The organism is Chelativorans sp. YIM 93263 (assembly GCF_028767125.1).
GTDB lineage: Bacteria > Pseudomonadota > Alphaproteobacteria > Rhizobiales > Rhizobiaceae > Chelativorans.
The window spans coordinates 154,132-178,595 of record NZ_JAKCWP010000001.1 but is presented as its reverse complement, the minus strand read 5'-3'; the positions used below and the strand labels follow the sequence as shown (position 1 = coordinate 178,595).

At 59.0% G+C, this 24,464-nt stretch carries 21 protein-coding genes and 2 pseudogenes; 14 read left to right on the top strand and 9 right to left on the bottom strand.

The annotated features are described in order from the left end of the window. Positions 1 to 48: 48 nt before the first annotated feature. The 3 genes and pseudogenes from LY631_RS00905 to LY631_RS00895 form a co-directional block, all read left to right on the top strand. Positions 49 to 543 carry a tripartite tricarboxylate transporter TctB family protein gene (locus LY631_RS00905; protein ID WP_274423225.1) on the top strand — a complete coding sequence of 165 codons (495 nt, stop codon included), beginning with the start codon at positions 49 to 51 and terminating at the stop codon, positions 541 to 543. A 1-nt stretch (position 544) separates the two neighbouring features. After that, a complete protein-coding gene (locus tag LY631_RS00900; protein WP_274423224.1) occupies positions 545 to 2,062 on the top strand; it encodes a tripartite tricarboxylate transporter permease in 1,518 nt (505 codons plus the stop codon). Positions 2,063 to 2,260: 198 nt separating this feature from the next. Further along, positions 2,261 to 2,500: pseudogene (locus LY631_RS00895) on the top strand (hypothetical protein); the annotation flags it as partial. 122 nt (positions 2,501 to 2,622) lie between these two features. Here the strand turns inward: LY631_RS00895 and LY631_RS00890 are convergent. From LY631_RS00890 to LY631_RS00880, 3 genes are read right to left on the bottom strand one after another with little or no spacing between them, the layout of a single operon-like run. Next, positions 2,623 to 4,041, bottom strand: a complete 1,419-nt coding sequence (locus LY631_RS00890; protein ID WP_274423223.1) for an FGGY family carbohydrate kinase — start codon at positions 4,039 to 4,041, stop codon at positions 2,623 to 2,625. Positions 4,042 to 4,047: 6 nt separating this feature from the next. Next, entirely contained in the window at positions 4,048 to 5,274 is a 1,227-nt protein-coding gene (locus LY631_RS00885; RefSeq protein ID WP_274423222.1) for an NAD(P)/FAD-dependent oxidoreductase, read from the bottom strand. Continuing rightward, a complete protein-coding gene (locus tag LY631_RS00880; RefSeq protein ID WP_274423221.1) occupies positions 5,264 to 6,652 on the bottom strand; it encodes an NAD(P)/FAD-dependent oxidoreductase in 1,389 nt (462 codons plus the stop codon). The genes LY631_RS00885 and LY631_RS00880 overlap by 11 nt, the downstream gene beginning before the upstream one ends. Positions 6,653 to 6,926: 274 nt before the next feature. On the opposite strand from LY631_RS00880, the gene LY631_RS00875 reads away from it, so the two are divergent. The 8 genes from LY631_RS00875 to LY631_RS00840 are packed head-to-tail and all read left to right on the top strand — an operon-like array spanning position 6,927 to position 15,332. Beyond that, a complete protein-coding gene (locus LY631_RS00875; RefSeq protein ID WP_274423220.1) occupies positions 6,927 to 7,679 on the top strand; it encodes a DeoR/GlpR family DNA-binding transcription regulator in 753 nt (250 codons plus the stop codon). 18 nt (positions 7,680 to 7,697) lie between these two features. After that, the gene (locus LY631_RS00870) at positions 7,698 to 8,207 is read left to right on the top strand and encodes a TRAP transporter small permease subunit (RefSeq protein ID WP_274423219.1); all 510 of its coding nucleotides are present in this window, start codon (positions 7,698 to 7,700) and stop codon (positions 8,205 to 8,207) included. Beyond that, positions 8,207 to 9,529 carry a TRAP transporter large permease gene (locus tag LY631_RS00865; protein WP_274423218.1) on the top strand — a complete coding sequence of 441 codons (1,323 nt, stop codon included), beginning with the start codon at positions 8,207 to 8,209 and terminating at the stop codon, positions 9,527 to 9,529. The genes LY631_RS00870 and LY631_RS00865 overlap by 1 nt, the downstream gene beginning before the upstream one ends. A 39-nt stretch (positions 9,530 to 9,568) precedes the next feature. Beyond that, positions 9,569 to 10,612 carry a twin-arginine translocation signal domain-containing protein gene (locus tag LY631_RS00860; protein WP_274423217.1) on the top strand — a complete coding sequence of 348 codons (1,044 nt, stop codon included), beginning with the start codon at positions 9,569 to 9,571 and terminating at the stop codon, positions 10,610 to 10,612. 55 nt (positions 10,613 to 10,667) lie between these two features. Then, a complete protein-coding gene (locus LY631_RS00855; RefSeq protein ID WP_274423216.1) occupies positions 10,668 to 11,438 on the top strand; it encodes an N-formylglutamate amidohydrolase in 771 nt (256 codons plus the stop codon). Between the two features lie 14 nt (positions 11,439 to 11,452). Then, positions 11,453 to 12,814 (top strand): glutamine synthetase family protein, encoded by a 1,362-nt coding sequence (locus LY631_RS00850; RefSeq protein WP_274423215.1) that lies wholly within the window; start codon positions 11,453 to 11,455, stop codon positions 12,812 to 12,814. Beyond that, positions 12,811 to 14,190, top strand: coding sequence for an aldehyde dehydrogenase family protein (locus LY631_RS00845; RefSeq protein ID WP_274423214.1), 1,380 nt, complete (start codon positions 12,811 to 12,813; stop codon positions 14,188 to 14,190). The genes LY631_RS00850 and LY631_RS00845 overlap by 4 nt, the downstream gene beginning before the upstream one ends. Beyond that, entirely contained in the window at positions 14,187 to 15,332 is a 1,146-nt protein-coding gene (locus LY631_RS00840) for an iron-containing alcohol dehydrogenase (RefSeq protein ID WP_274423213.1), read from the top strand. The genes LY631_RS00845 and LY631_RS00840 overlap by 4 nt, the downstream gene beginning before the upstream one ends. A 73-nt stretch (positions 15,333 to 15,405) precedes the next feature. Here LY631_RS00840 and LY631_RS00835 read toward each other — a convergent pair whose 3' ends face one another. The 6 genes and pseudogenes from LY631_RS00835 to LY631_RS00815 all read right to left on the bottom strand — a co-directional run bounded on the left by LY631_RS00835 (position 15,406) and on the right by LY631_RS00815 (position 21,368). After that, positions 15,406 to 16,572, bottom strand: coding sequence for a vWA domain-containing protein (locus LY631_RS00835; RefSeq protein ID WP_274423212.1), 1,167 nt, complete (start codon positions 16,570 to 16,572; stop codon positions 15,406 to 15,408). Positions 16,573 to 16,980: 408 nt separating this feature from the next. Beyond that, the gene (locus tag LY631_RS00830) at positions 16,981 to 18,177 is read right to left on the bottom strand and encodes an enolase C-terminal domain-like protein (RefSeq protein WP_274423211.1); all 1,197 of its coding nucleotides are present in this window, start codon (positions 18,175 to 18,177) and stop codon (positions 16,981 to 16,983) included. 26 nt (positions 18,178 to 18,203) lie between these two features. After that, positions 18,204 to 19,199 (bottom strand): AraD1 family protein, encoded by a 996-nt coding sequence (gene araD1 / locus LY631_RS00825; RefSeq protein WP_274423868.1) that lies wholly within the window; start codon positions 19,197 to 19,199, stop codon positions 18,204 to 18,206. Between the two features lie 172 nt (positions 19,200 to 19,371). Continuing rightward, positions 19,372 to 19,869: a GntR family transcriptional regulator gene (locus tag LY631_RS00820; protein WP_274423210.1), complete on the bottom strand. Its 498-nt coding sequence runs from the start codon at positions 19,867 to 19,869 to the stop codon at positions 19,372 to 19,374. A gap of 6 nt (positions 19,870 to 19,875) precedes the next feature. After that, positions 19,876 to 20,166 (bottom strand): annotated as a pseudogene (locus tag LY631_RS20395) (GntR family transcriptional regulator); the annotation flags it as partial. After that, positions 20,166 to 21,368: an enolase C-terminal domain-like protein gene (locus LY631_RS00815; RefSeq protein WP_274423209.1), complete on the bottom strand. Its 1,203-nt coding sequence runs from the start codon at positions 21,366 to 21,368 to the stop codon at positions 20,166 to 20,168. The pseudogene LY631_RS20395 and the gene LY631_RS00815, both read right to left, overlap by 1 nt. 225 nt (positions 21,369 to 21,593) lie before the next feature. Between LY631_RS00815 and LY631_RS00810 the strand changes: the two genes are divergently transcribed. From LY631_RS00810 to LY631_RS00800, 3 genes are read left to right on the top strand one after another with little or no spacing between them, the layout of a single operon-like run. Next, on the top strand, positions 21,594 to 22,625 hold the full coding sequence (locus LY631_RS00810; RefSeq protein ID WP_274423208.1) for a TRAP transporter substrate-binding protein: 1,032 nt from the start codon (positions 21,594 to 21,596) through the stop codon (positions 22,623 to 22,625). Between the two features lie 59 nt (positions 22,626 to 22,684). Next, positions 22,685 to 23,164 carry a TRAP transporter small permease gene (locus LY631_RS00805; RefSeq protein WP_274423207.1) on the top strand — a complete coding sequence of 160 codons (480 nt, stop codon included), beginning with the start codon at positions 22,685 to 22,687 and terminating at the stop codon, positions 23,162 to 23,164. Beyond that, the gene (locus LY631_RS00800) at positions 23,161 to 24,444 is read left to right on the top strand and encodes a TRAP transporter large permease (protein ID WP_274423206.1); all 1,284 of its coding nucleotides are present in this window, start codon (positions 23,161 to 23,163) and stop codon (positions 24,442 to 24,444) included. The genes LY631_RS00805 and LY631_RS00800 overlap by 4 nt, the downstream gene beginning before the upstream one ends. Positions 24,445 to 24,464 lie beyond the last annotated feature (20 nt).

Below are 24,464 nucleotides of genomic sequence, written 5' to 3'. Positions count from 1 at the left end.
TTAAGCCGCCGGCAACCAGGGAACGGTCATGCAAAGGGAGCTCCAAAAATGACGCGCCTATTGAGGGGACAGGTCGTCTTCGCGCTTGGCCTTGCGGCATTGAACACCGTCTATGCCAGCCAACTTCTGCAGATGGACCGGCCATTCGCAAATGGAGAACCAGGGCCTGCGTTCCTGCCACTTATCCTGTGCGGCTTCATGTATGTCGCCAGCATCATCATAGTCGTCGGGGAATTCCGCACTGCTGCCGCAGCGCGCGAATCTGCTCCACAGTCAGACGTGATTTCCAGGATCGCTCTCATAGGGCCTGCACTAACGATTAGTGCGACAGCACTCTTTATCGTAACGTTCTTCTATTTTGGCTATCTCGTTTCTGCGGCGGTCTTCACCTTCATCGTGTCGCTGTTCTTCAACTACGAGAAGAGCGGCGATTTGAAGCGATCCTCCCTTATCGCACTGATTACAGCCTTCACGGTGACGCTTTTCGGGTGGCTCTTCTTCGTAAAGCTGTTTGGCCTCTACCTTCCGGTCTGGGAGCTTTGAGATGATCAGCCAACTGGGAGACGGCTTCCTTGCTCTCGCGCAACCACTCAGCTTCCTGCATCTCGTCGGCGGCTTCCTGCTTGGACTCGTGTTCGGCGCCATCCCGGGGCTGACGGCGACATTGGCCATCGCGCTTCTGCTGCCTTTCACATTCGGAATGGACGTCGCAGATGCTCTGATCATGGTTGCCGGCATCTACATGGCTGGCATCTATTCGGGTTCCATCACCGGGATCACGCTCAATATTCCAGGTGCACCATCTGGTGCGATTACGACCTTGGATGGTCATGCACTCATGAAGCGGGGCGAGGGCACCCAGGCACTGGGTATGAGTGCTCTGTCTTCCGCGATTGGTGGGCTTGTCGGGGTCGTCATCCTTGTCGCGCTTGCGCAGCCGATCAGCGCATTGGCGCTGCAGTTTCAGACACCTGACAAGTTCTCCCTCGTATTGCTGGCGGTGGTGACGGTAACCATTGTCGCATCTGGTCCTTTGATCAAGGCGGTGGTGGCGATGGCACTCGGACTGATGATCTCCACCGTTGGCATCGACCCCATGGTTCCAGTGGGCAGGTTCGATTTCGGCAGCTACCATCTGGTGGAAGGCATCAGCCTGCTTCCGGCGGTTATCGGTTTGTTTGCTGTGTGCGAGTTGATCGCGCAATCATCCATCCCCGCCAGCCTGGGCAAGGCTGTGGCCGTAGCGACAATCGACCGTCCGCGGCGCAGGGACTTTTTACCCAGCCGCGAAAAGATCCGCGAGGTGGGACTTTTCACCTTCCTCAAGAGCGCCATTATCGGGGTTTTGATCGGCATGCTGCCTGGGGGCGGTGCGTCTATGGCGTCGTTCATAGCTTATGCGGAAGCCAAGCGCGGGTCGCGGCACCCTGAGGCCTTTGGTCAAGGATCCTATGAAGGATTGGCTGCTTCTGAATCGGCCAACAACGCGATGTGCGGCGGCGCGGTGATACCGCTACTTACGATGGGCATCCCGGGGGATGCGGTTACTGCAATCATCTTCGGAGTGCTGCTGATCCACGGGCTGGTACCTGGCCCAGCCCTGCTGGGTGAAAATTTTCATGTAATCGCGCCGATGTTCGCAGCCCTGTTCATGGCGTCCATCTTCATTTTCCTATCAATGATGGCATTCGGGCCCGTCTATCTGCGGCTGTCGCAGATCAATCGTGGCTTCCTGTACGCCTTTATCGCCATGATCTCGATGGTGGGCGTCTACGCCTCCTCGTACTCGCTGTTTCAGATGTGGATGGCATTGGCGATCGGCGTGCTGGCGTTCCTGCTGCGAACGTTTGGATATCCAGTGGTGCCCACACTCATGGGGATCATCCTGGGACCTTATCTCGAAGAGTTTTTGCGCCGGTCACTGATCGTTTCTGAAGGTGATCCGACGATCTTCCTGCGCAGCCCTGCTAGCCTTGTGCTGCTTGGTTTGACGTTGCTATTCGTGTGGCTGTTGCGCATTCGACCAGCGGTGAAGCGTGGAAGAGCAGAGGCCGCATCATAAACGTCCTCTTGAATTGGATGCGGCACCGTGGGTGCCGCACTTCTGGCTGGATTTGTCCGCTCAGACACTGGTGAAGCGAATTTGACCCTCAGCGTTGCTGTAGGATGCGAATTCTCTTGGCCGCATTTTCTATCCTCCGGCCTCGATACCCCAGGCGAGCGAAGGTTAGTTGGTTGCCCCGAAGAGTGGCCTCCCTGAATTAGGCTAGTAGCCGTTAGAGAGGACGTTGGACACAAACCCGAAGAGATCGTCGCGAAACGCGCTAGGTCGCTGTTCTGTTGTCGCAAGGCCGATCGGTTGGCGGTTCATTCAATCGAGGCGACGCAGTTCACGTGCTATCGCCGGCAAAAGGAATTCGGTGGCTTGAAGGGCGATCAGGTGAAGCGCCTGAACGAGCTTGAGAAAGAGAACGACCGGGCTGCGCGAGGCTGTGTCGGATAAGCTGTGCCTTGAGGTGGCCCCGACGAAGGCGATCCGGGAGAAACCTATCAGGCGCTGCTATTCATCGGCGTTAGGCGGTGGACCGCCAATGGAAGAAGACCTCCGATACCGCGTTGAATTTATCGAGCTGCGATAGATGCCGAGATGGCCGCTTCGAAACGGGGGACCATGGCGCTCAGATCCCGCTTCGGCATCGTCCGTCCGAACTCCACCTTTGGATTGAAGCTTTCGCCTGTGGCGTGGCTCGCCAGTTCGATGGTTCCGAGCGCGGTCAGTTCCGGCATTAGGGCCGGGCAAATGCTGCGCCCAGAAATGTCCGCGAGAAACTGTGCGAAATAGGCATTCTGGCTCATGCCACCGTCGATGTGGACCGCATCCGACAAGCGGACGCACTGATCCATGGCCGCAATCACTTCGGACGCGCGGTAGGCGATGCCTTCGAGGATGGACTGGACCATGATCTCCGCCCCATGATCGAGGGAGAGGCCCGACCAGACGCCGCGCGCCCTCGAATCCCAATGCGGGCACCCGAGGCCAGCAAGCGCCGGCACGAAGACGAGCCCGCTTTCCACGGCCGAGAAGGCGGTGAAGGATTTTATCGCGGAGAAATCCAAAAAGAGACCGATCTCCTTTGCCCAGTTGAGGGCGGCGCTGGCGGTGAACACGCCGCCATCAAGCGCATAGACGGGTGCCTCATCGGCGCGTTGCCAGGCCACGGTGGGCAGCAGGCCCAGCTCCGGCTTGTTAATGATCTCCTCTCCAGTCACCATCAGCGCGAACGCGCCGGTGCCGAAAGTGATCTTCATTTCGCCTTTCGCGCGGCAGCCGAAGCCGTAGAGCGCGGCCTGCTGATCCACCACGCTGGCGGTGACGGGAAGCGAACCGCTCGCGGTTTTCAGGCCACCGAAATCACCGGTGGTCGGCACGATTTGCGGCAGGCAATCCACCGGCACGCCGAAAAGCCTGCAAAGAACCGGGTCCCATTCAAGCGTTTCGAGGTTCATCAGGCAGGTGCGGCTGGCGGTGGTGACATCGGTGACAAAGCGTCCGGTCAGGCGGTCGAGAAAGAACGCGTCGGTCGTGCCGAGCCGCAGGGTGCCACGCTTCCGAGCTTCGCGCGCCGCCGGCAGGTGTTCGAGAATCCAGCCGAGCTTGCTGGCGGAGAAATATGGATCGAGCGGAAGACCAGCGCGGGCAAGGGTTTCCGCCTCCGCATCCTCGGCCTTGAGCCGTTCCAACGCGTCCAGTGTCCTTTTGTCCTGCCAGACGAGAACAGGGGACAATGCCTCCCCGGTCCGCGCATCCCATGCGAGGCAGCTCTCACCCTGATTGTCGATGCCAAGGGCAAGCGCCCCGCTGGCAGCGTCGGCGCATGCCCGGATATTCACGATCAACTCGTCGGGATCGTGCTCCACCCAGCCTTCTTCGGGATAATATTGCTTGTGTTGTACCGCATGCGCGACCTCGATGGTCCCGTCTGTCCGCGCAATCAGGATGCGGGTGCTTGTCGTTCCCTGGTCGATACCGGCGAGGATCATGCGCAGTCAACCTTCTAGCGTCAGTTCCACCGGCGCGTCAGGTCGGGCGCGCAGGATCTCGCCGAGTGGCAAGGTGATCCGGCGCACGGGCCTGCCGCGCAAAGAGCCGCTCCACAGCACCCTGTCGCCGCAGCGCGCCATAACAGTGGCGTTCACGGCCGTTTCGAGGCCAAGATACATATGTTCCATGCCATCCTCCAGCTGGGTCGCGGTCAGGCGCTGTGGAACGACAAAGCGAAGCCGCGCATCCTTCGTGACGAGCGGGACAGAGGTAGAGGGAGCAGGCTGGCCCAGATCCCTAGCCACACGCCGCGCGGTCTCGATACCCTCAGTCCAGCACCAGCCGGAGGTCTCTGCCGGACGCAGCAGATTGCCGGCGCAGAAATAGGTGGGGTCCGAACAGCGTCCAAACTGGTCGACCACGGGGCCGCCCGTACCTGGATCGATGGCGATATGGCTGCGCCGCAAGAGAGCGGATTCGGGGCGGAACCGGCCGGACATGATGATGCCGTCCGTCTCGAAAGTCTGCAGCGCCCCGTTGCAATCCTCGAATTCCAGTGCTTCGACCCTGTTCTTCCCCAGAATGCGCGGACTGGAGACGCCTGTGTAGAGCGGCACACGTTTGAGCCAGAGGTAGGGAGTGAAGAGTTTTCGCGCGACAATGCGGCTTTCCTCTTCGACCATGGCAACAGGCGAGATGCCCAGATGCGCGCAGGTCTGGAAGGCGGAGAAGGAGACCAGCTCCGAGCCGAAAATCACCGGCCGCTGAAAGGGCTTGATGCCTTTCAGGTAGACCGAGCCCTGTAAAGCGCCGGTGGAAAGAACACCGCCCGGTCGGTCGCCGCTCACGAGGCGCTGCGCGCGCGAACTTTCGCGCACGCCGGTGCATAGCACCACGCGCTCTGCGGCAAGGGAAGAGGGGCCGCAGGGAGTCGAAAGCTCCAGTCGTCCGCCGGGCAAGAGCCGCGTTACAGTTGTTCCGGTGCGGATCTCGGCGCCCGCGGCCTTTGCCCGTTCCCGATTGAGCCGGGCGTAGTCCGGACCTTTCATCAGGCGCCTGTATTCCCGCAGGCCGAACGGATAGTGGCCGCAATGACGAGGAATTCCGCCGGCCTCGGCTTCGCGTTCCAGAACGACAACGCGTCCCACCTGGACCCGCATCAGTTCGCGTGCCAATGCAAGCCCCGCCGTACCGCCGCCGACAACGGCTACTGTGCAGCGTTCATCCGTCATGGTCACATCCCAGCGGGCGCTTGAGCTTGCCTCTGGTCATTTCGGCGAGTTCCGCCGTACAGTAAAACCCCTGGCACTGCCCCATCATCACGCGCGTGCGGCGCTTAAGCCCCTGTATCGTCGCCGGCGGCATGGGCCCGTCCAGAACCCGTTCAATCTCGCGCCGGCTCACCAGTTCGCAGTGGCAGACGATTCCGTCGTTCCCTTCCTCCTGCCAGTCGCGGGCGTGGTATTCTGAAAGTCGGTCGACCTGCGGAATGACCGGGTTGCAAAGTGGTTTTCCGGAGAGGCCAAGAAGCCCCGCCACATGCTGCGCAATGCCGAGTGCTGAACTGAGCCCGGTGGAGCGAATGGCACCGACGGTCACACAGGCATGGTCGGCGTGGTAGGCGATCTGGTAATCTTGGTATTCGCATGCGGGGCGAAGCCCTGCATAGGCGGTCGTCACCTCGCACGACGCGAGTCCCGGAAGCATGGCGACCCCCTTGGACCGCAAAATCTGCAGCGTGCTGCGATCGGTGGAGGCGTCCGTTCGGCTTTCCTGGTCTTCCGCCGTCGGTCCGACCAAGACGTTGCCGAAGATGGTCCGGCAGATGACCACACCCTTTGTGGTCTTTGTAGGGACCGGAAGGATCGTGGTGGAGACGAGGTTGGAAGCGGCCTTGTCGAACACCAGGAATTGACCCTTTCGCGGTCGGATGGAAAAGCTCTTGCGCCCGAGCAGGCGTTCATCCACCACGTCTCCATAAAGCCCCGCGCTATTGACGACGTGGCCGGCCACCACCTCGCCCTGGGTCGTCGTCAGCGTCCAGTGCCGGTCAAAGCGGCCTGAAAGCACTTCCGCATCGCGTATGAGTTCCGCCCCATTGGCAAGCGCCTGAAGCATGTAGGCATGGGCGGTGGCCCACGGGTCGATGAGATGTTCGCCCGGGATCTCAAACCCGCCGAGAACCGTGTCGGAAATGTTCGGCTCACGTTTCAGGATCTGGCTGCGGGTCAAAGGCGCAACATCGTGAACGCCATTTTCGCAAGCCTTTTCGATCAGCTGCGGCAATTGACCCGCCTGTTCCTCGTTCCAGGCAAGAACCATCGCGCCGGATTTCAGAACCGGCAGGCCAAGTTTTTCCGCGGTTTCCAGATACTCCCGGTAGCCGGCAGCAATGCAGGCCTGTTCGAGTGAGCCGGGCGGTGCGTCAAAACCCGTATGCAGAATCGCGCTGTTGCCCTTCGATGCCCCATCCAGCACGTCGAGCGCTTTTTCGAGCACAACCACGCGCGCACCATCCAGCGTGAAGCGGCGGGCCAGTGCACAGCCAACTATTCCTGCGCCGATGATGGCGACGTCGTAGGATTGTCCTGCGTTGGAAATTGCGGGCATTGAGCCTCGGCCTTCAAGCGATATTACGCTCCGTACGGAACGCGAGTTTCGATTTTCACTATGTCGCGTGCAGCGTCTCGCATCAAGCGCCCAATCAGTGCTTTTGACCGTTAGGGCGGCATTGTTGTGCATTAAAGGGGCAGGTAAGTAGTTGTAATGTATAAAAATATCAAATTTTTTGACCGAATTGAAATTTCCATATGGACATATCTCGCGTCGTGAATAGGCTACCGATATGGGGAGACACCAGTCCACTGGGTTGAATGGCAAATCGATGCGGCCGTCCGTGCGGCAGGCGGCGATCTATGAACTGGTCGAGAAGCGTGGCCGGGCAACCGTGGAAGAAATTGCTGAGAGATACGGCGCTTCGGTGGAAACGGTGCGTCGAGATCTGAATGTGCTGGCCGAGCAGGGGCGGGTGCGCAAGATTCATGGTGGGGCCGTGCGTCAGGCCGGGTTGCGTGAGGGCCGTTTCGAGGATCGATTGGCCGAAAACACGCAGGCCAAGAGGGAGATTGCTGAGAAGCTGGCGAGAACGGTTCAACCGGGGGAGTCCGTGATGATCGATACGGGATCAACCACCCTGCTATGCGCGGAAGCCCTGGCCAGGCTCAGGGATCTGACCGTAATCACCAACTCGACCCGGATCGCCCACACCATAGCCAATGCCGGCAACGATTCGCGCGCCATCCTTCTGGGTGGTGCCTACCGTGTCGGCAATGATCAGACCTACGGTGCTAAAACCTGCGCAGAGATTGCCGAATACCGGACTGACCACGTGGTACTAACGGTCAGTGCGTTGAATGCGAGCGGCGCTTATGACGTATCTTACGAGGAGGCCCAGATAGCGCGTGCTATGGTCCGGAATGCCGGAAATCTTTCGCTCGTCGTCGATCACTCCAAACTCAACCGGACTGCCACCCATAAGGTGTGCGATTTGACTCAGGTGCGACATGCTTTTCTTAATCGCTCACCCGACGCCGATCTGGCCGCAGCATTGAGGGCGGCGCAAGTGAGCATTCACTGAACTCTGGAGCCCGCTTCAATGCCACGATTTTTCAGAGCCTATGTCCGCTATGTCGACGGCTTCAACTATTATGCCGGCCGGCTGATGATGTACGGCTTTTTTATAATCGTCGCTATCCTGCTGTGGTCGACCATCTCCAAGGCGATGTTCACGATTCCCGCCTTTTGGACGCTTGAAATGGCCCAGTTTGCGCTGGTCGCCTACTATCTCGTCGGGGGGGCCTATTCAATCCAGATGGGCTCCAATGTTCGGATGGACCTGTTTTACGGAAACTGGAGTACGCGCAAGAAAGCGGTCTTCGACAGTTTCACCGTCCTCCTCCTGATCCTGTATCTCGGCGTACTGCTCTACGGCGCCATCAGTTCCACCATGTATGCGATCGATTACCAGGAGCGCAGCCCGAGCCTTTGGCGGCCGCTGATGTGGCCTATCAAATCGGTCATGTGCTTCGGTATCTTTCTCATGCTTTTGCAGGCGTTCTCAGAGCTTCTCAAGGATATTGCGAAACTTCGCGGGGCCGAAATCTGATGTCCTATGAGATGATCGCACTGTTAATGTTCGCCTCGATGATGGCGATGCTGATGACCGGCCAGCGCGTCTTCGGCGCCATCGGCGGCATCGCCACGATCGCTGCGCTGCTCCTGTGGGGTCCGGGCGGGTCGGAGATTCCGTTCTCCGCCGTCATGAAGCTCATGAAATGGTACCCGATGCTGACCTTGCCCATGTTCATTTTCATGGGTTTCGTGCTGAGCGAGAGCAAGATTGCCGACGATCTCTACCGGATGTTCCATGTGTGGATGGGGCCGGTCAAAGGCGGGTTGGCGATCGGCACGATTGGCCTGATGGTGCTGATTTCGGCAATGAATGGTCTGAGCGTGGCAGGCATGGCCATTGGTGCCACCATTGCGCTGCCGGAACTGCTTAAGCGAAATTACGACAAGCGCATGGTGACGGGGGTGATCCAGGCAGGGTCGAGCCTCGGAATTCTCGTGCCACCTTCAGTGGTGCTGGTGCTCTACGCGATGATCGCCCGCCAGCCGGTCGGGCAACTGTGGCTCGCCGGGGTTGTGCCGGGCCTGATGATGGCGGCGCTCTTTGTCCTTTACATCTACATCCGCTGCAAGTTACAGCCTCAGCTCGGGCCTGCGATCAAGTCGGCCGATGCCGACATCTCCAAGGCGGAGAAATACCGTCTGCTTCTGGCGGGATTACTACCAGTCGGCATCTTCGCCTCCATGATGGTGCCTTTTCTCAACGGCTGGACTTCGCTGGTCGAGAGCTCTGCCATTGGCGCAATGGCGGCATTTGTTGCAGCCGTGCTGAAGGGCCGCATGACCTGGCAGGTCCTCGAAACCTCGCTCAAGCAGACACTCGGCGTTTCCTGCATGTTCCTGTGGATCGTGCTGGCTGCGCTCGGCTTCGGCGCGGTGTTTGACGGGCTCGGGGCCGTCAGGGCAATCGACGGGCTGTTTACCGATCAGTTGGGCCTCAATCCGTGGGTAATCCTGATCCTGATGCAGCTCTCCTTCATCCTGATGGGAACATTCCTCGACGATACGGCGATGCTGGTTATCGTGGCGCCGCTCTATGTGCCGCTGGTGAAGGCGCTCGGCTTCGACCTGATCTGGTACGGCGTGCTCTACACCATCACCACGCAGATCGCCTACATGACTCCGCCCTTCGGCTATAATCTGTTTCTCATGCGGGCCATGGCGCCGCCGGAGATCAAGCTCAAGGACATCTATACGTCCATTACACCCTTCGTTATGGTGATGATGCTCGCGCTGACCCTCGTGATGGTCTTCCCCGACCTCGCGATGTGGCTGCCCAACTATGTTTATGGGCGTTAGAAAAATACCAAAAATCAAAAACCGACAGAGGAGAACAACATGACGACAAGACGCAAATTCATAACTGCCGCAGGCATTGGTGGCGCCGCCGCCCTCGCCACGCCGAACATCGTGCGGGCGCAATCTCCCATCAAGTGGCGTTTGCAGACCTATTCCGGCCCGCCGCTCGGGGCTCATGTCATCAAGCCGCAGATCGACGCCTTCAACAAAGCCGCCAACGGCGAGATGGAAATCGAGCTGTTCTATGCGGACCAGCTCGTGCCGACCAATGAGCTGTTCCGGGCGCTGCAGAATGGCACGCTCGATGCAGTACAATCGGACGACGCAACCATGGCCTCACCGGCCGACGTGGCCGATTTCGGCGGCTACTTTCCGTTTTCGACCCGCTACAGCCTTGACCTGCCTGTTCTTTTCGAGCGCTACGGCCTAAACCAAATCTGGAAGGAAGCCTATGACGAGATCGAAGGCGTAGAATGGCTCGGTGCCGGGGCCTGGGATCCACTGCACATCTTCACGGTGGACAGGCCGATCCGGTCGGTCGAGGACATGGCCGGCCTGCGCGTTTTCGGCGTGCCGACAGCTGGCCGGTTCCTCGCACGCTATGGTTTGATCCCGGTGACGGTGCCGTGGGAAGATGTTGAGGTTGCATTGCAGACCGGTGAGCTCGACGGCGTCGCCTGGTGCGGGTTCACCGAAGCCTATGAAGTCGGCTGGGCGGACATCTGCAATTACGCTCTGCTGAACAATGTCACCGGCGCATGGTGTGGAAGCTATTTCGCTAATAGCGAGAGCTGGGCGAAAGTGCCGCCGCATCTGCAGGAACTGTTCAAGATCACCATGGACCAGTCTCATTATTATCGTCAGGTCTGGTACTGGGGCGGCGAAGCCGATCTGCGCGTCAATGGCGATAAGCTGGAACTGACCACCATTCCGGCCGAGGAGTGGGAAGGCGTCGTCGCCGACAGTGCGTCCTTTTGGGACGAACTGGCTTCGCGTAACGAACGCGCGGCGAAGGTGGTCGACATCTTTAAGAAATATCAGACAGTGATGGAAAAGGCCGGCGTGCCCTATCGTTACAGCTGATGGTTCTGGCCGGGCGGGGACTTGCCTGCCCGGCCTTTCCCTGCAAGGCTCTGGTATGCTCGCCCGACAACCCGTACTCACCGAAGCCGACGGCGCCCCGTTCGAGGTGATAAACCCTCGTGGAGAAAGTCCTGTCGTTCTGGTTTGCGAACATGCCTCCAGTCGCGTTCCCGTGCAGCTCGGAAATCTCGGACTGGCACCCGATCAGCTCAACAGCCATGTCGGCTGGGACCCTGGCGCACGCGATCTCGCCTTGGAGCTTAGTGAAACGTTCGATGCCCCTTTGGTGGCGGCTCGGTTTTCGCGACTTGTCTATGACTGCAACCGCCCGCCTCACGCTCCCTCGGCCATTCCGTATGAAAGCGAGGTATGTCTGGTCCCTGGCAACAGGGAAGTTTCTCCGGCGGAGCGCGACGCGCGCGCACAGGCACTCTACGGACCCTTCCATCGGGCGGTTTCTGAAACGCTGGTTTCCCGGCGGAACGGCACCCAGGTGCCGGTGATGCTGACCATCCACAGCTTCACGCCGGTGTTCCACGGTGTCGCCCGCAAAGTCGAGATCGGGTTCCTGCACGGCGAGGACGGGACGTTGGCCCAAGATCTGGCGGCAGACTGCCGCGCGCGCTCCGGCTATGATGTTCGCCTGAATGAACCCTACGCCCCGAAGGATGGTGTGCTGCACACGATCGACCGTCATCTCGCCGACGGACCGTTCCCCTACGCGATGATCGAGGTGCGCAACGATCTTTTGACCAACCCGGACAAGCGCGCGGACATCCTTGCACTGCTGTCGAGCAGCCTCCGCGCCGTCCTCTCCGTCCAGTGAAGAAAGCCTTCCCCATGACGCACACGATGACTTTCGAGGCGCTCAAATCCCACGTCGAAAACGGTATGATCGACACTGTCCTGGTTTGCTTCCCGGACATGCAGGGCCGCCTGATGGGGAAGCGCTTCGTGGCAGCCCACTTTGTTAACGGCGCCTACAAAGAGAGCCATTGCTGCAATTATCTGCTTGCCACGGATCTGGAGATGGCGACACCGGACGGATACGCCGCGACCTCCTGGGAGGGTGGCTATGGCGACTACATGATGAAGCCTGACCTTTCCACGATACGCCCGGTACCGTGGTTGGACGGCACCGCCATCGTGCTTTGCGATATCCTGGATCACCATGGCCATGAAGAGATTTCCCACGCGCCACGCGCGGTCCTAAAGCGCCAGGTGGCGCGCCTTGCGGAACTCGGCTTCGACGCGATGATGGCGACGGAGCTCGAATTCTTCCTGTTCGAGAAGAGCTACGACGAAATCCGCAAATCGGGTTTCCGCGACCTGATGCCGATCAGTGGCTACAACGAGGACTACCACATCCTTCAGACCACGAAGGAAGAGCATGTCATGCGGCCGATCCGCAATCACCTTTGGCAGGCGGGCATCCCGGTCGAGAATTCGAAGGGAGAGGCGGAAGCGGGGCAGGAAGAGCTCAATATCAAATATGCCGCAGCGCTTGCTACAGCAGACCATCACACCATCGCCAAACACGCGGTCAAGGAAATAGCCAATGCGCAGGGCCACGCAGCTTCTTTCCTGCCCAAGTGGCACCATGACCGTGTCGGCTCGTCCAGCCATGTGCATCAATCCCTGTGGAAGGATGGAGAGAACGCGTTTCATGACGCTGCCGATCCGCTTGGCATGAGCGCGCTTATGAAGAGTTATACGGCGGGCCTGCTCAAATATGCGTCCGACTGCACCTATTTTCTCGCCCCCTATGTCAACAGCTATAAGCGCTTCGTGAAGGGCACCTTTGCGCCGACCCGGATTATCTGGTCGGTCGATAATCGTACGGCTGGTTTCCGCTTGTGCGGGGCAGGAACGAAAGCGGTGCGGATGGAGTGCCGCATAGGCGGCTCAGACCTCAATCCTTATTTGGCGCTTGCCGCCCAGCTGGCAGCGGGGATTGCTGGCATAGAGGAAAACCTGGAGCTGGATCGCCCCGCCACTGGCGATGTGTATCAGGGCGACACCGGCAGCATTCCGGCAAGTCTGCGCGACGCGCGTGAGGCGCTGCGCGGCTCACGGATGTTGCGCGCGGCGATGGGTGATGAGGTAGTCGAACACTATTGCCGCACTGCGGAAGTGGAGCTCGAAGCCTTCGATAAGGTGGTCACAGATTGGGAAATTGCCAGAGGATTTGAACGGGCATGACGATGCTGCGCTGTATTTCACCCATCGACGGTTCGGTGTTCGCCGAGCGCGAAACTTTGTCGTTAGACGCCGCCCGTGCTGATATCGCACGACTGCGCGCGGCACAGGCAAATTGGGCTGCGCGCCCGCTCGCCGAACGCATCGAGCTTGTCATGGCCGGTGTCGCCGCCGTGGGCGCACAGAATGACGAGATCGTACCGGAACTGGCGCGCATGATGGGCCGACCGGTGCGCTATGGTGGCGAGTTCGGCGGGTTCAACGAGCGGGCCAGCTATATGGCCGGAATTGCCGAAAGCGCATTGGCCGACATCCAGGTGGGCGAAGATGCCACCTTCAAGCGCTATATCAAGCGCATGCCGCATGGCGTGGTCTTTGTCGTGGCGCCCTGGAACTATCCCTATATGACGGCGATCAACGCCGTCGCGCCTGCTTTGATCGCTGGCAACACGGTGGTATTGAAACATGCCACGCAGACGCTGCTTGCCGGCGAGCGTATGGCCCGGGCGTTCCACGCGGCCGGCGTGCCGGAAGATGTATTTGCAAACGTCTTCCTCGATCATGGCACCACATCCGCACTCATTGCCGAGAATGTTTTCGATTTCATCAGTTTCACCGGGTCGGTTGGCGGAGGTGCTGCGATGGAACGCGCGGCGGCTGGTACCTTTACCGGCGTCAGCACAGAATTGGGCGGCAAGGATCCCGGCTATGTGATGGACGACGCCGACCTTGATGCGGCCGTCGAAGGGTTAATCGATGCGGCCATGTTCAATTCCGGTCAGTGCTGCTGCGGAATCGAGCGCATCTATGTGCATGAAAGCCTGTTCGATGCTTTCGTCGAGAAAGCCGTAGCCATCGTCAACGGCTACAAGCTTGGCAACCCGCTGGACCCCGAAACGACGCTTGGGCCTATGGCCCATTCCCGCTTTGCGGCTGAGGTGCGCGCGCAGATCGACGAGGCGGTAGCCGCCCGTGCCCATGCCCATATTGACCGGTTTGCCGAAGACGATGGCGGGACATATCTGACACCGCAGATTTTGACCAATGTCAGCCACCGGATGCGCGTCATGCGCGATGAAAGCTTTGGCCCGGTTGTCGGCATCATGGCGGTCAAGGACGACGCGGAAGCGATCGACCTGATGAATGATAGCGATTACGGCCTGACCGCCAGCCTTTGGACGCGCGACCAAGAACGAGCGGCGAGGATTGGCGACCAGATCCAGACAGGCACCGTGTTCATGAACCGCGCCGATTACCTCGACCCCGGCCTTTGCTGGACCGGCTGCAAGAACACCGGCCGAGGTGGCGGGCTTTCTATCATCGGCTACCACAATCTTACCCGTCCCAAATCCTACCATCTGAAGAAGGTCACATCGTGAATTTAACCGGAAACTGGTCCTATCCCACAACAATCAAGTTCGGGGCTGGCAGGATCGCCGAACTTCCGGAGGCTTGCGCACAAGCGCGGATCGAGCGTCCGCTTCTGGTGACCGACAAGGGGCTCGCTGGCCTGCCGATCACCGCCCACGCGCTCGACATTCTGGAGGATGCAGGTCTTGGCCGGGCGGTGTTCAGTGACGTTGACCCCAACCCCAACGAGAAGAATGTGGAGGCCGGCATCGAGGCCTTTAAAGCCGGGGGGCATGATGGGGTCATCGCTTTCGGCGGCGGCTCTGGGCTCGATCTTGGCAAGATGGTGGCCTTCATGGCGGGGCAGACGCATCGAATCTGGGATTTTGAGGATATCGGCGATTGGTGGACGCGGGCCGATGCAGATGCCATCGCCCCCATCGTCGCAGTACCGACCACCGCCGGCACCGGCTCGGAAGTCGGTCGCGCAAGCGTCATCACCAATTCGCAGACCCATGTGAAGAAGATTATCTTTCATCCCAAGGTCCTGCCCACGGTCGTCATCTGCGATCCGGAGCTGACAATTGGCATGCCACCCTTCATCACGGCCGGTACGGGACTTGATGCATTTGCGCATTGCGTTGAAGCCTTCTCCAGTCCGCACTACCATCCGATGAGTCAGGGTATCGCGCTGGAGGGCATGCGGCTGGTCATCGAAAATCTGCCGCGTGCCTATGCGGAAGGTGGCGATCTGGAAGCGCGCGCGCATATGATGTCGGCCGCCATGATGGGTGCGACCGCTTTTCAGAAGGGGCTTGGCGCCATTCATGCAATGAGCCATCCGGTCGGTGCGCTGTTCAACACCCATCATGGCACCACCAACGCTATCTGCATGCCCGCCGTGCTCGATCTGAATGCACCTGCCATTCGCGACCGCTTCGACCGGGCGGCCGGATATCTGGGGATTACCGGTGGTTTTGACGGTTTCCGCGCCTTCGTGCAGTCGTTCAATGACAGTTTCGCCATTCCGCACAGCCTCAAGGAGATCGGTGCGGATGCTGGACGGATCAATGATCTGGTGGCTATGGCACTGGAAGACCCGTCCTGCGGAGGCAACCCGGTTCCGCTAAATCAGCAGAATTTGAGGGCTCTGTTTGAAACGGTGTTTTGAAGCACTGGAGGGTTTAGTTGAATGACGGCTCTCCGCGATTTGTCCCCGCCGCGGTTGGCCGCCTGAGCATTGCTCACCGGCTCTCGCTTTCCAGACGGTCGAGATCGTCCTGCAACATTTCATTCGCTTCGTCGCGTGCGGCCTCGGCAGTCGCCTTGATCTCATCAAGCCGCGCCTGATAGAGGTCGCGGCGGGCACGCACGATCTCGGTGACCTCGGAAGCGGTCTCCCGGTCCAAGCCGCTCTGACGCGTGAATGTCGCCACTCCGATGGCTTCCTGCGAACCGGCCGTGCCTATGCAGAGCTGGGTCCGTGTCAGCATACCGTTGGTGGCCAAGTTGTTGAGGGACTGACCCATGACGGTGTTGAACCGAGTGCGCGTCATCGCACTGGAATTGGCGAACTGAGTCTGAATGTCCGACATGAGTTGGCGCAACTCGTTACCCGTCCGGGCCTCCACAAAGCTGCCGCCTCCGGCTTCCGCCACCTCCATCAACTGCGCGCGATCGGCCTTGGCCAGATCGAAGCCGATAATGTTGACGATCGCCCTGGCATCGCTGTCGTGAAGCCTCCGCGCCGCGGCGATCGGATCGCCGTCGCAGGTTTCCTCGCCGTCGGAAACCACATAGACCACCTGTTCCCCGGGTGTCTCGGATGGGGAGAAGCTTCCGCCAGCCTGCTCGATCGCGGATGCGAGCGGCGTCCAACCCGTCGCTGACAAGCCAGCCAGTGACTGACTGATCGCCTCCCGGCCGCTGCCGATCTCTGCGATCATTTCTACGCCCTGGCAACTCTCGGCGCGACCGCTCTCCTGATTGTTGCCGGTGTGGCCGAAGGCAAGAAGACCGATTTCGACATCCTTGGGCAGGCGGGAAATAAAGCGTTCGGCTGCTGATTTGGCAGCACCCATCTTAATCTCGCCACCTACGCTGCCCGCCATCGAACCGGACGCATCCATCGCGACGACGACACGCACCGGCTCGACGGGAAACTCCTCCCCCTTGCGCAAGCTGAGCCCCAGCCCCTCGTCGCGCAAATCCGGAAGATCCCGAAAGCAGGCCTCGAAATCCCGGCCTCGTTCATCGATAAAGGCGTGGTAGGCTTCGATCGCAGCCTCGCTGCGGTCTGCCAGAAGTGCGTCCTCCATCGCGTCCTGCGCACTCGCGGATACGGGAAGCGCCGCGAGGCAGAATGCCGCCGCCAACCGGATTTCATGTCGTGTCGTTGTCGGTTGCACCATGATCAATCTCGTGAACCGGCGTTCTGGCCTCAAAGAGGCGTTATCTACATCATAGGACGGGTGGGCAATCAAACCTATAATGCGCCAACCCGGCGATTTGCAGACCGCCGCAGCTCCAAACGGCTGCTCCGGGAAGGGAAGCGTGCGAGGCTTCTACGGGTACAACCCTGAGCACAACACTTTCATTCAGGCTCTTAGCTACACGTATGTTCTCATGCACTTGGCGACACCCGCTAGGGGGCAGAAACCCTGTCCCGCGTCGAAGGCTAGGACCGGCGGTGATTTGATCGAGCGGGCAGGGTGCGGGCTTATCTCTCACCGTAACGCGGATCGGGTCGTCTCTTCCAAGCCCATTTCTCCCATTAGCGGACGGCTTCGAAGCATTCCGTTCGCAACTGCCTGCGGTACTCAGACCAGCAAGGGGTCGACAATCTCATGATTGATATCCACGCCCAGGCCTGGCGCCTCCGAAAGCGTCATGTGCCCGTCGGCAACAGGCGGATTGCCCGTGAGCAACTCGCGGATAAAGGTGTCGCCGTCCCGACCATGATCCGGAAACACCTCAACCAGGGGAATGTTGTGCTGCGCCATGATGAGGTGGACGTTATGAATGTCCGGCGCGTGCGGGACAACCGGTAGATTGAAAGACTGTGCCAGAGCAACGATTTTTCTGGCTTCGGTGATGCCGCCGCACCGGTTTACGTCCAATTGAACGATGTCGACGCAGCCGCGGGTGATGAGTTCTTTGAAGCCATAGCGGGTGAATTCATGTTCGCCTGCAGCAATCGCCGTTCGGCTCGACTGGCGGATGCGGGTGTAGCCGTCATAGTCGTCTGGCGTCAGCGGTTCCTCGACCCAAGCCAGTTGATAGGGTTCGAGCAGCGGCAGCATCTCAATAGCATATTGGGTTGACCAGCCCATATAGGCGTCCGACATGAGCTCCATGTCGTCTCCGATCGCTTCACGGATCCGGCGGACCATCTCAAGATTTCGCTGCATGCCGGGTCGGCCGTCAGACGGACCCCAGCCAAACCGCATCTTCATCGCAGTAAAGCCGTTCTTCTTGTAGCCGCGCGCCATTTCGACGACCTGGTCGAGGTCTTCCATTGCGTAGGCGGCGCTGGCGTATCCGCGAATGCGCTCACGCGTCCTCCCACCGAGCAAGTCGTAGACGGGGCGCCCGGTCGCTTTGCCCATGATGTCCCAGAGGGCAATGTCTATCCCGCTGATTGCTTCGAGCAGAAGGCCCTTACGTCCGATATTGATCGTGCTGCGGTACATGAGTTCCCATATGAGCTCTACGTCGAACGGGCTCATCCCGAGGATCAACGGCGCAAGACGTTGTTCGATAATGCTGGCAGCCGCTTGAGAACCCAGTCCGATCGTCCCGATGCCGGTCAAACCGGCGTCCGTGGTGATGCGGACGATCACGGCAAAAACCGGGTCAGCATCGTGCCCGACCGGTTTGCTGAAAAGACCCATCGGGCTGTTGCGCAGCCGTCGGCCGGTCTCGAACAATCCGTCGAGAGGCGTGGTACACCACCATGCCGGCGTGTCCCACTCGGGTTCTTTGATACGAAGTGCTTCGACGCGTTCTATGCGCATGATCGAACTCTTATTGCGGGGCTGACTTAGAGGGAGCGTATGAGAAACGTCTCTTCTGACGCCTGCGTCAGAGTGTTCCTCAACGGGCGACCGAACACCGGCACGTCGATCTCGAAACGATCACCAGCTTTCGTCTTCACGCCATGGGCACAACTCATGACGTCGGCGCCAAAGAAGAACGCATGTAGATCCCCTGGCCGCCGGAACATGGAGTATTTGAAGTGATGATGCTCCAAATTGCGAAGCGAGTGGCTCATGTTGTTCTCGCCACTCAAGAACTGCCCCTGCCAAAGCGGCTGGTCGTCTCTCATGATACGAACAGTCCCCTCTACGTGCGAGGGCAGGTCGCCAACCAACAACTCTGGGCCAATAGAGCAAACCCGCAGCTTCGAGTGTGCGACGTACATATAGTTTATGGCTTCGGTTACGTGATCCGAAAACTCATTGCCCAAAGTGAAACCAAGACGCCACGGGTTGCCGTCCGGGTCATTGAGATAGAGGCCTACGATCTCAGCCTCTTCCGCACCGGCCAAGGCGAATTCCGGCATCACGAGTGGGGCTTCGGGCGGGACCACACAGGTTCCGACGCCCTTGAAGAACCACTCCGGCTGTACACCGATTTCACCTTCTGCGGGTTTTCCCCCCTCGACGCCCATGCGGAATATCTTCATGGAGTCGGTCAACTCTCCGTCGCTGCTGCGGGCGATCTCGTGCATGCGGTCACGCACCTGAGCACTGCCGAGATGCGTCAGTCCGGTTCCTGTGATCCAGAAGCGGGCCGGCTCCGGATGATCCACTGGCGCCAACACTCTGCCCGCCGATAGTGCGTCGCTGTAGTCGATCAGATCCGAACCAAGTTGCGCCTGCACCTGATCGGCCAGGCTTTGCCCTTTCGCGATCGCGCGTTCTGCCAACCCGAGAACGGTATGGGACCCATCAATCAGGCGAATGCTGCCCGCCGCAGGTTCGACCATGCCGACGCGGCGCTCTCCGTCCTCGGTCATTATTTGTACCAAGCGCATGTATTCCTCCAACAAGTCTGTGGCTACCGCCGGTCTCCGCGCGTCGATTACTCGAATGAGCATTGACGGCCGTGCTGTGGTCCTCTGACCGCCGCATTGAACGGAGGCCGATTTGTTAGGAAAGCGGACGTGTTCACTGAGACGGCTTCGTCACGGTGAAAGGCGAACAGCATTAGTCTCCGAATGCTGTCGCCCTGCTGAGTCCGGGAAAGTTTTCAAGGTCTCGAATAAGTTCTCTGAGCAGGGCACATCCCCCGTCGATGTCGTCCTCTACTGCACGGCGACAAGCATCCGCGTTGCCGGTTCTGACCCCCTCAAGCATTCTGTTGTGGTTCTCTTGGCCGTAGTTCTGAGACTTGTGGAGGGATAGAAGGTGGAAATAGGGGCCGATGCGGGTCCACAGGCCCTCAATGATCCTCACGGCATTCTGAGCATGAGAGGCCCCGTATATCCCGAAGTGGAAGCTTCTATTCAGCCTTAGGAATTCCTGGCGGTCTTTGATTGAAGAGCTGGAGCCCTCCAGCCGCTCCATGGCACGGAAGTGCCCTGCCAGCCGCTTGATCTCCGGCGGCGTAATCCTTTCCGCAGCGAGCGCGGCAGCTTGACCTTCTATTGCACGGCGGATCCAGTAGATCTCGTCGAGGTCGGCTTGCGACAGCACCGGCACCATCAAAGACTTGCCGTCGCCGGCGCTGAGAACGCCTTCGGCACGTAGGCGATTCAGAGCCTCCCGTGCAGGCATTGTACTGGTGCCAAAAGCTTGAGCGACGGATCGTATTGTAATCGTCTGCCCGGGCATGACGAGGCCGCTAGCGAGCGCTTCCTTAAGCCCATCGTACAGGGCGGCCTTCGGGCCGTCTTCGGTACGGCGCTCATCCGGCTGCTTGTCGACGCTATGAACCCTCGGAATTCGCTCCCGCGGGTCCGTTTTTTGATCGCCTGGTAGCGGAAAGGCGGCTTTTCTCATCATCTGCGAACCCTGTACTTCTCGACGACGTCCATGTTCAGCTTGACACCCATGCCCGGCTGCTCCGATAGGGTTACTTGTCCACCGCGAGCTACCGGATCCCCCGTAAACAGCTCTGCAATGAAGGTATCACCATCGCGGTAGTCGCGTGGAAACATCTCAATCAGAGGCATATGCGTGTTGGCCATGACCAGATGCGCGTTGTGGTAATTCGGACCATGCGGTACGCAAGGGAGATCGTGCGCTGCAGCCAGAGCGATAATCTTTCTAGATTCAGTTAGGCCGCCGACGCGGTTAGCGTCGAACTGAATGTAGTCAACTGCTTTTGATTGAATCATGGCGCGGAATCCCCATCGGGTAGCTTCATGTTCACCTGCAGCGATGGCGGTCCGCGAAGCCGCCTTCACGGCGGCGTAGCCATCGATGTCGTCCGGCATCAAAGGCTCCTCCACCCACGCGAGGTTGTAATCTTCCAGCATCCGGATCATCTCGATCGCATACTGTCGGTTCCACCCCATGTAGGCGTCCCCCATCAGATCCACGTCGTCGCCGATAGCGTCTCTTAGGGTTTTTACCAATTCGACATTCTTTCGCATTCCAGCTCGCCCATCCACAGGGCCGTAGCCAAAGCGCATTTTCATGGCTGTATAGCCGTCTGCGAGGTGCGTGCGTGCGATTTCGCCGAGCCGATCGAGATCTTCCATCGCATAACCCGAACTGAGATAGGCTCTGATCGACGAACGCGTGCGGCCGCCAATGAGATTGTAAACGGGCTGTCCAAGCGCCTTCCCCAGGATGTCCCATATCGCAATATCGATGCCGCTTATGGCAGCAAGCACCAATCCGCGTCGGCCGATATTGACGGAGCTGCGGAACATCAACTCCCAAAGAAACTCCGTGTCGAACGGACTCGCCCCGAGTACGAGGGGGGCTAAGTGGCGCTCAACAATAGTGGCAGCAGCCTCCGAACCCAGGGCAATACACCCCAAGCCATGCAGTCCATCCGTCGTAGACACACGCACGATGACCGCAAAGACCTCGTCCTTCGGACCACCAGGCCGGCGGTTGAATAACCCCGATTGCCGTTCCCGCAACGTCTGGGGACCGCCTGCCAAGGCGTCGGTAGGGCCCGTGCACCACCACGGCATATCTTCCCACTGAGGCTCTGCGATTCGAATCGCCTCGACCTTGCTTATTTGCACTCGTCAGTCCTTTCACACCTAATAATCGCTCCGTAGCACGACGCTCACGATGGGTCAATTAATGTGATCACAAAATGTGATATTTAATGCTTGCTCGTAAGTAATGCAGGCGGATGCGCATGACACCAACAACACTCTCTTGACAATTTTGTGATCACATGCAGTGATAACAGCGCTTGGTGCGTCTGAAGCGCTCGAGCCAATTAACACAGTGGGAGCTAGACGATGAGGAACGGAATTTTCGGGCTTTTGATGGCCGGTGCAGCGCTGACCCTGCTGCCTTCGCCCAGTTCGGCAGCGGAATTCGAAATCCGTGCAAGCCACGTTGAGGCAGCCGACAGCGCCGTCCATCGTGGATGGTCCGTGTTCGAGGCATTCGTTGAGAACGCGAGTGGAGGCCGAATAGAGGTAACGATACTGCCGGCGAGCCAGTTGGGCGGGCTGAACGAGACGCTGGAGCAGACTTCGCTCGGCATCATTCAGGTCGCGCAGGCCGACGAGAGTACCTTGGATCCTTTTCACAAGCCGATGATGATCTTGGGCGCTCCATATCTCTTTGCAGATGATGAGGAGGCAAAAGCCTTTATAGCGTCCGATTACTTCGACAAAATGCGCCGTGGGATGATCGAAGAATCCAACCTGCGTGTATTGACGGCAGCTTCGTATGGCTTCCGTTCTCTTACGAACGATGTTCGGCCGATCAAGACAGTCGAAGATCTCCAGGGTCTGCGTATTCGTGTCCCTCCGAGCCCGCTCTCCATCGAGATGATCAAGGCGATGGGCGCGAATCCGACGCCGATTCCGTGGGAAGAGCTCTACGGGGCGATGGAACAGGGTGTCGTGGACGGCCAGGAGAACCCGATCGGCCTCATCAACGACTACTCGTTTTCGGAGGTCCAGAAGTATCTGACGGTGGATAATCACAAGATTGGCCTGAACTTCATGGTGATCAACGAGTCGTTCTTCCAAAGCCTCCCCATCGAGCTTCGCGAAGCAGTTTTGGTAGGGGCTGAGATGGCCGCGGCTACTGAGTATGGTGAGCGGAATTACCAGAGCCGCGTCAGTGCGGTATCGCAGCTCGAGGAGAAGGGAATGGAAGTCTATTTCCCAACACCAGAAGAGCTAGCGACCTTTCGGGATGCGGCGAAAGAACCTGTGAAGGCTTTCCTTACCGAGGAGCTCGGGGAGACGTTCGTGACCGAGACTTACGAGGAGCTGGACCGTATCCGAGAAGCTCGGGCAGCCAAGGCTATGTAGTCTCAAGATTGGCAGGGGCTCGGATGAAAGCCCCTGCCCACGCAGGGGGAGGGGCGATTATGAGACTATTAGCGCTTTCAGTCCGGCGAATTGTTGACGGTCTGCTGGTTTCCGCACTCGCCATCATAGCTGTGGTGCTGTGTCTGCAGGTGGTGATGCGGTATGTATTCCACAGTGCCCTACCGTGGCCCGAGGAACTGTCTCAGTTCCTGCTTGTCGGTCTCACGTTTCTTGGAAGCTGGAGTGCCTTGGAGCACGGGCGTCACATCGGTCTGAACATGTGGCCGGCGAGAGCTCCGGGTTCTTTCTGCAAGACCGTCCGCAGGCTGGCATTTCTGGCTGCGGCAGCTTTCGTAGCTTACGTCGGCGTCGGCGGTCTTGAGCTTGTAGAGTCTGCGTGGTCACGTCCATCGACGGCCATGCGTATCCCACTCGGAATGATTTACCTGATCGTGCCAGTCTCCTGCGCCCTGATGGTCGTTTATTTCTTGGCTGTTGCTTGGCGGGGCAGCCCTATCAACACGAGTACAAGCGAATGACTGCTCTGCTTCTCATATCTCTGTTCGTGGTCCTAAGCGTATTCGGACTGCCGCTGGCCTTCTGTATGGGCGTTACGGCGGTTGCCGGTCTCCTGTCCAGCGGAATCGGAACTCCCGCGGTGGCTGCGCAGCGAATTTTTGCCGGGATGAACAGCTATGCGCTGCTTGCCTTGCCGTTGTTCCTTCTCGCTGGGAATATACTGGTTGCGGGTGGTGTGATTGGCAGACTCGTCGTCTTTGCCGACCTCCTGGTCGGGCGCGTGCGAGGCGGTCTGGCCCAAGTCAACGTGCTGTCTAACTTGATGATGGCGGGGGTTTCTGGGTCGGCCACTGCGGATACGGCGGCTCTGGGGTCTGTGATGGTTCCCATGATGTCGGCGCGAAATTATTCATCTGCTTTCGCGGCTGCACTGACCACGTCAGCGGGCATTGTTGCACCTATTTTACCGCCCAGCTTGATCATGGTCATCTATGCCATTCCAACCAGGCTCTCTATCGGAGCTTTGTTTCTCGCCGGGGTTGTGCCAGCCATCCTGATATCTGTTTCGTTTATGATCTACGTTCGCTACGCATGTCGCCATCACCCTCTTAGTGAGAGGCAAGAGAATCCTCAGGGGCTGCTCAGAGCGACTGTTGATGCCTTGCCGGTCCTGGTAGCACCGGTCCTCTTGGTTGGCGGAATTCGGGGAGGTATTTTCACAGCCACCGAGGCGGCGGCGGTTCTCGTTGCATACGCCTTGTTCCTGACAATGGTGCTGCACCGCAGCCTCAAAGTATCTGGCCTCGTTCGGATCCTACACGACAGTGTCCTGACGACCGCATCCATCATGCTGATGATTGGTACGTCCTCCATCTTTGCTTGGTACCTGGCGATTGAGAATGTTCCCGAGGCGACGCGGGCGATGTTGGATGCGATAACGGAAAACCGCTACGTGTTCCTGCTCATAGTCAATATATTCCTGCTGCTGGTGGGCTGTGTACTGGATACGGTTCCCGCCATCCTGATATTTGTGCCGATACTTCAGCCGGCAGCTGTCGCATTCGGCCTGGATCCTATTCACTTCGCAATCATCGTGATCGTTAACTTGATGGTTGGAGTAAACACTCCACCGATTGGAACCAATCTCCTGGTAATATCAGGTATTGCGGGACTGCGTGTGGGCGAGGTCACGAAGGCATTGCTTCCTTTCTACTTGGTCAAGGTCGCAGCGCTTATGATTATAACCTACGTGCCGATCATCAGCTTATGGCTGCCACGCTATCTGGGTTTCGGGTCTTAACCAACGACAGCGGAATACGT